Source organism: Stenotrophomonas sp. STEN023, assembly GCF_056760135.1.
Genome location: NZ_JBRREF010000139.1, coordinates 1 through 6,550, shown reverse-complemented (window position 1 = coordinate 6,550; position 6,550 = coordinate 1). Strand labels below are relative to the sequence as shown.

Annotated in this window: 5 protein-coding genes; all 5 read left to right on the top strand. The window is 65.6% G+C overall.

Going from position 1 to position 6,550, the window contains the following annotated elements; translation table 11 throughout:
* The first annotated feature begins 231 nt into the window (after positions 1–231).
* The 5 genes from ACVOLV_RS21735 to hemF all read left to right on the top strand — a co-directional run bounded on the left by ACVOLV_RS21735 (position 232) and on the right by hemF (position 6,422).
* Positions 232–2,598 (top strand): S9 family peptidase, encoded by a 2,367-nt coding sequence (locus ACVOLV_RS21735; protein WP_481556173.1) that lies wholly within the window; start codon positions 232–234, stop codon positions 2,596–2,598.
* A 259-nt stretch (positions 2,599–2,857) separates the two neighbouring features.
* Positions 2,858–3,289, top strand: a complete 432-nt coding sequence (locus ACVOLV_RS21730) for an NUDIX hydrolase (RefSeq protein ID WP_481556172.1) — start codon at positions 2,858–2,860, stop codon at positions 3,287–3,289.
* A 40-nt stretch (positions 3,290–3,329) separates the two neighbouring features.
* Positions 3,330–3,908, top strand: coding sequence for a hypothetical protein (locus ACVOLV_RS21725; RefSeq protein WP_481556171.1), 579 nt, complete (start codon positions 3,330–3,332; stop codon positions 3,906–3,908).
* 14 nt (positions 3,909–3,922) lie between these two features.
* Positions 3,923–5,479: a hypothetical protein gene (locus tag ACVOLV_RS21720; protein WP_481556170.1), complete on the top strand. Its 1,557-nt coding sequence runs from the start codon at positions 3,923–3,925 to the stop codon at positions 5,477–5,479.
* A 46-nt stretch (positions 5,480–5,525) separates the two neighbouring features.
* A complete protein-coding gene (hemF, locus tag ACVOLV_RS21715) occupies positions 5,526–6,422 on the top strand; it encodes an oxygen-dependent coproporphyrinogen oxidase (protein WP_481556169.1) in 897 nt (298 codons plus the stop codon).
* Positions 6,423–6,550 lie beyond the last annotated feature (128 nt).

The following is a 6,550-nucleotide window of genomic DNA, read 5'->3' as shown; positions in this document are numbered from 1 at the left end:
TTTTGTCGTGCGGGGGTCTTGCGCCGGCGTTGGGGGGGTGTGCCGCCCCGCACCCCCCCCCCGCGGGGCCCCCCCCCCCCCACTACGCTTCTGTCCCAGCTATTCGGAAAGCTCAAACATTGCCGATTCCGGCAGCTCACCCGCCGAACCCTGCCTCCATGACCTGTGGCCCAGCCCCGCGCAGTTGGCGACTGCTACCCTTGTTCGGTTCCCTTTCACCGGTGCCGAATGATGCCCAAGCTGCTGCCCCTGTCCCTGCTGTTGTTGACCGCTTTCGGCAACGCCCATGCCGCGCCCACGCCGATCACCATCGAGCAGGCGATGGCCAACCCGGACTGGATCGGGCCGCCGGTGGAATCGGCCTGGTGGTCGTGGAACGGCCAGCAGGTCGAATACACGCTCAAGCGCCAGGGCAGCGCAGTGCGCGACAGCTTCCGCCTGCCGGTGAGCGGTGGCGTCGGCCAGCAGATCGCCGATGACCAGCGCGGCACCCTCGATGCCGCCGACCGCGTCTACGACAGCAGCCGCCAGCGCATGGCCTTCGTCCGCAACGGCGACGTGTTCGTGCGCGACCTGCGCAACGGCACATTGACCCAGCTGACCCGCAGCAACGAGCGCGCCGGCGGCGTCAATTTCGCCAGCGATGGCGGCGTGATCTGGGAAGTGGGCAACAACTGGTTCCACTGGAATCCGCGCAACAACGTCACCAGCCAGGTCGCCCAGCTCAAGGCCGACAAGAACCCCGCCGACGCGCCCAAGGCCGACGTACTGCGCGACCAGCAGATGCGCACCCTGTCCACCCTGCGCACCGATCGCGCCCAGCGCGAGGAACTGCGCGAGCAGGGCGAGCGCTGGCGCCAGGCCGACCCGACCCGCGCGCCGGCACCGATCTTCCTCGGCGCCGATGTCGAGATCGTCGACAGCGCGTTGTCGCCGGATGCCCGCCACCTGATCGTGGTCACCAAGCCCAAGGGCTACGAGGAAGGCCGCGGCGGCAAGATGCCGCTGTACGTCACCGAGTCCGGCTACGAAGAAGCCGAAGACACCCGCACCCGCGTTGGCCGCAACAATCCCGAACCGCATGCCTTCTGGTTGGCCGATGCGGCCACCGGCAAGGTCGAGCCGCTGTCGCTGGACAACCTGCCCGGCATCGCCACCGATCCGCTGGCCGAGCTGCGCCGCAAGGCCGGCAAGGACGCGCTGAAGGGCAATCGTCCGCTGGAGCTGATGAGCGACTTCATGGGCGGTGGCATCCGCTGGAATGCCGACGGCAGCCAGGCCGCATTGATGCTGCGCGCCAACGACAACAAGGACCGCTGGATCGCCACCACCAGCGCCAGCAGCGCCCGACTGGAAAGCCGTCACCGGCTGACCGACGGCGGCTGGATCAACTGGGGTTTCAATGATTACGGCTGGATGCCGGACGGCCGCACCCTGTGGCTGCTGTCTGAAGAGTCCGGCTACTCGCACCTGTACACGCAGACCGGCAGCAGCAAACCCAAGGCGATCACTTCCGGCAACTGGGAAACCTCGGCACCGGTAGTCAGCGCCGACGGCAACAGCTTCTACTTCGTCTGCAACCAGAAGTGGCCGGGCGATTACGAGGTCTGCAACGTCAACGCCAACGGCGGTGCCGTGCGCGAAGTGACCGCGCTCGACGGCGTGGAAGATTTCAGCCTGTCGCCGGATGGCCAGCAGCTGCTGGTGCGTTACTCCGCGCCGTATCTGCCTGCGCAGGTTGCCGTGCTGCCGGTCAGCGGCGGCGAAGCACGCAAGCTCACCGATACCCGCAGCGCCGAGTTCAAGGCCCGCCAGTGGGTGCAGCCGCAGATGGTGCAGGTGCCGTCCAAGCACGGTGCCGGCCACGTCTGGGCCAAGTACTACGGCCCGGACAAGCTCGAGCCGGGCAAGCAGTACCCGATCGCCATGTTCGTGCACGGCGCCGGCTACCTGCAGAACGTGCATGCACGTTATTCCAACTACTTCCGCGAGCAGATGTTCCACAACCTGCTGGTGCAGAAGGGTTACATCGTGCTGGACATGGACTACCGCGGCAGCGAGGGCTATGGCCGCAACTGGCGTACCGCCATCTACCGCAACATGGGCCACCCGGAGCTGGAGGATTACCTGGACGGCCTGGATTGGCTGGTCGAAACCAAGCAGGGTGACCGCGCCCATGCCGGCATCTACGGCGGCTCCTATGGCGGCTTCATGACCTATATGGCGCTGTTCCGCTCGCCGGGCACGTTCAAGGCCGGTGCTGCACTGCGTCCGGTCGGTGACTGGCACCAGTACAACCACGCCTATACCGCCAACATCCTCAACACCCCGGACATCGATCCGGAGGCCTATCGCATCTCCTCGCCGATCGAGTATGCCGAAGGCCTGCAGGACAACCTGCTGATCGCGCACGGCATGATGGATGACAACGTGTTCTTCCAGGACTCGGTCAACATGAGCCAGAAGCTGATCGAGCTGCACAAGGACAACTGGTCGATCGCGCCCTACCCGCTGGAACGCCACGGCTACACGCGTGCCGATTCCTGGCTGGACCAGTACAAGCGCATCCTCAAGTTGTTCGAGCAGGAACTGAAGTAAGCATCAACAAGGGCGCCGCGAGGCGCCCTTGTTGTATGTGGGTGTTGGATGTTGTTTGCGTACCGCGAAGAGCACCCCTCCCCAACCCTCCCCTTGGCTGCGCCAAAGGGAGGGAGCAAAGCCGCCCCCTCCCTTGCGCAACGCGCAGGGGAGGGCTGGGGAGGGGTGCTCTTGATCCTGCTCCTGCTTCCGCAGAACCCCACCATCCCCCAAGCCTCCAGTACCATTCCCTCCACGGAGCCCTACTCGCTGGAAGCATATGTCCGCTGCAGAAAACCCCATCCGCATCGTCACCGCCGTCATCCTCGATCCGCAGCAGCGCGTGCTGGTCGTGCGCAAACACGGCTCGGACACCTTCATCCAGCCCGGCGGCAAGCGCGAGCCAGGCGAAGACGCGCTGCAGACCCTGGCACGTGAGCTGCACGAAGAACTCGGCGTACACGTCGACAGCAGCAACGCGGTTGCACTGGGCAGCTTCGAAGACGTCGCCGTCAACGAACCCGGCCGCCGCGTGCAGGGCGAATCCTTCCTGGTAACCATCACCGGCATGCCGCAGGTACAGGCAGAAATCGCCGAGCTGGCATGGATCCCGTTGCAAGCACCGCATGGCGTGAAACTGGCGCCGCTGAGCGCATTGCATGTACTGCCCGCAGCGCAAGCCGCGCTGTTCCACGCCGCGAAAGCCGACTGACATCGGCAATGGCCCACCCTCAAACACGCAACGAGCCATTGTGAATCAGCCCCAGTTCCCGACCTCTCCAGCCACGCCCTCCGCCGCAGCTTCGTTCATCGCAGTTACCGCCAAACTGTCGTTGGTGATGGCCGCGCTGGCTATCGTCTGGAGCCTGCTGCAACTGCTGGTGGTAGCACTGATGGGCCGCCTGGACATCATCGCTGCGATGCAGAGCGAGGGTTTGCCAGTGCCGGCTGGCGTGATCTGGCTCGGCAAGCACGCACTCTCGCTCAGCGTGCTCGGCCTGCTGCTGTCGATCGCGTTCCTTGCGGTGTCGTGGGCATTGCTCAAGCACCGCGAATGGGGCCGGATCGGCTTCATCGTCTTCCTGGTACTGGTAGCCGTGGCCAACTTCGCCTTCCTGCCGCTGATCCAGGGCATGTTCGAAGGCATGCAGGCGATGGTGCCTGCCGACTTCCTCAATTCACCACAAGGTCTGGAGATGCGCGTGCAACTGCGTGTCGGCCTGTGGACCTCGCTGATCACCGCCGCCGCCGCCGCACTGGCCCTGGCCGTGCTGCACGGATGGTTGGTGATCAAGCTGCGTCGCCCAGACGTGCGCGCCCTGTTTAGCTGACCCCCGGAGTTCCCATGTCTGCCCCACGATTCCTGTCCGCCGTCGCTGGTGGCCTGCTTGCTCTGGCAGTGCTGCCAGCGGCCGCCGCCACCTTGAGCTGCGGCAGCTATACCGCCGAAGAGGGTTCGGCCCGCTTTGTGGTTGAAAGCAGCAGCCAGGCCACGATGCGCTACCAAGGTCTGGCACCCACAAAGTATGTGATCCGCCAGCAGGGCAACACGCTGCACGCTGCCGATGTCTCCAATGGTTTCAGCACCGAGTACAGCCTCAGCCGCGACGGCAAGCGCATCACCGGCAGCCTCGGCGACTACGTGCTTGATTCAAGCAGCAGCTGCAAGACCTCGCCCGCGCCGGCCGCGAACAGCTGCCGTGCCGATATCGACAGCTGCATCGACAATGCCAGCTCGGCGACGCCGCAGCAGTTGAACCAGTGGTGCCAGGAAGACCTGCCCTTCGCCTGCGAGCGCCTGCTGTCCAGCTACCGCGTTGAGGCCCAGGACGCGCAACAGGCGGCATCGCCTGACCCGGACCTGGAAGAGCCTGCGGTCTGCAAGGAAGACAATCCGCAGTACAACGAAGCCGCCTGTCTGGCAGCGGCCAAGGAAGTGCTTGGCATCGCCATGGCCAAGGCCTTGGCCGGCGCCTTGAGCGGCAGCACGGTGATCCTGCCCGAGCCACGTTTGGACGAGCTGCTGCAGCTGTGCCGCAGCCATCCGGACGCAGGCTTCTGCGGCAAGGTTGCCGATGCGCATTGGGATGCTTCGCATTACTTCCCCGCACGGGAAGCCCTGCAGCTTGCCTGCAAGTCCGGCGCCGATGAAATCACCTGCCAACGTGCCCAAAGCCTGGCCGCACTGAGCGCCGCCGATCTGGATGCAGAGCAGGCCAACGCCCTGCCCTGCGGCGACTACAAGGCCAGCACCGGGCTGATGGACGAACTGGGTTTCGGCAACGATGGCCTGGTCACTGCAGGCATGGGCAGTGAGATGCGCGCACGCCTGCAGGATGGTGCCATCCATATCCGCCACGACAAGGGCGGCGACTTCGTGTTCAAGCCACTGCGCAATGGTGGCCTGCTTGGCGTCGACGAATGGAACCGCTACGCCGTCTACCAGCGCACCGGTGGCAGCACGCAGTGCAGCGCGCCGAAGGTATTCGTCGAACTGCCGCTGCCGCAGGACTGCCCGCTGGGCAGCGACCCGCAGGCCTGCTGCGACAGCGGCAAGCTGCAGGGGTGCAACGCGCTCGGCCACCGCCATGCGCTGGCCGGCGACTGGCAGGCCGCCGCCCCGGCTTACCAGAAGCTGTGCCAGGCCGGCGTCCGCGTTGGCTGCGAGAACCTGCGCAGCGTCTACGAGAACACCGCCGACGAAGATATTCCCGGCAAGCTGCTGTCCATCTGCAAACGCGACGGCAACGGCACCCATGTGGCCTGCGATGTCTACGAGACCACCAACTGGGCAATGGCCGGCCTGGGCGCGCAGCTGATGCGTGCCGCCGAAGACCTCGACAACGAAGAAGAAGCCGAAGCACCGGCGCGCCCCGGCAAGGGCAAGTCACTGCGCAAGTAAGCGACAAGGCGCAGGCCGCGGCAGCGGCCTGCGCTACAGTACGCACATGAACGAATTCGACCGCGTACGCGACTATCTGACCGGCCTGCAGGACCGCATCTGCACCGCCATCGAGCAGGCCGACGGCCAGGCCCGTTTCATCGAAGACCGCTGGCAGCGCGCCGAGGGCGGCGGTGGCCGCACCCGCATCCTGCGCGATGGCGCGGTGTTCGAGCAGGCCGGCATCGGCTTCTCCGACGTCGCCGGCACCCGCCTGCCCCCTTCCGCCTCCGCCAACCGCCCGGAGCTCACAGGAGCGTCCTGGCGCGCCTGTGGCGTGTCGCTGGTGTTCCACCCCAGCAACCCCTACCTGCCGACCACCCACGCCAACGTGCGCTACTTCCAGGCCGAACTGGACGGCAAGACGGTGGCGGCCTGGTTCGGCGGTGGCTTCGACCTGACCCCGTTCTATCCCTTCGACGAAGATGTGCAGCATTGGCACACGGTTGCCCGCGAGCTATGCGCGCCTTACGGCGAAGAGCGCTACGCCGCGCACAAGCGCTGGTGCGATGAATATTTCTTCCTCAAGCACCGCAATGAAACGCGGGGCGTTGGCGGCCTGTTCTTCGACGACCTGCACGCTGACTTCGAAACCGACTTCGCCTACCTGCAGGCGGTTGGCGACGGCTTCCTCGATGCCTACCTGCCCATCGTCGAACGCCGCAAGGACACGCCATATGGCGAACGCGAGCGCGAGTTCCAGCTGTACCGCCGCGGCCGCTACGTCGAGTTCAACCTGGTCTACGACCGCGGCACCCTGTTCGGCCTGCAGAGCGGCGGCCGCAGCGAGAGCATCCTGATGAGCCTGCCACCGCGCGTGCGCTGGGAGTACGGCTACAGCCCCGACACCGGCAGCGACGAAGCACGCCTGGCCGAGTACCTGGTCCCACGCGATTGGCTGTAAAACCGTAGTGCCGAGCCATGCTCGGCATGGGGCTTTACCAACAACCTCACAATTGTGGAAGCGGCGTCAGCCGCGAAGCTCGTGATACATCCGATTGCAGGCATCGCAGCAGTTTCATTGCTGTCGGC

Excerpts from the sequence above, each read along its gene's own strand:
- ACVOLV_RS21735 (WP_481556173.1), top strand. The coding sequence starts at position 232 with ATGCCCAAGCTGCTGCCCCTGTCCCTGCTGTTGTTGACCGCTTTCGGC.
- ACVOLV_RS21730 (WP_481556172.1), top strand. The coding sequence starts at position 2,858 with ATGTCCGCTGCAGAAAACCCCATCCGCATCGTCACCGCCGTCATCCTC.
- ACVOLV_RS21720 (WP_481556170.1), top strand. The coding sequence starts at position 3,923 with ATGTCTGCCCCACGATTCCTGTCCGCCGTCGCTGGTGGCCTGCTTGCT.
- hemF (WP_481556169.1), top strand. The coding sequence starts at position 5,526 with ATGAACGAATTCGACCGCGTACGCGACTATCTGACCGGCCTGCAGGAC.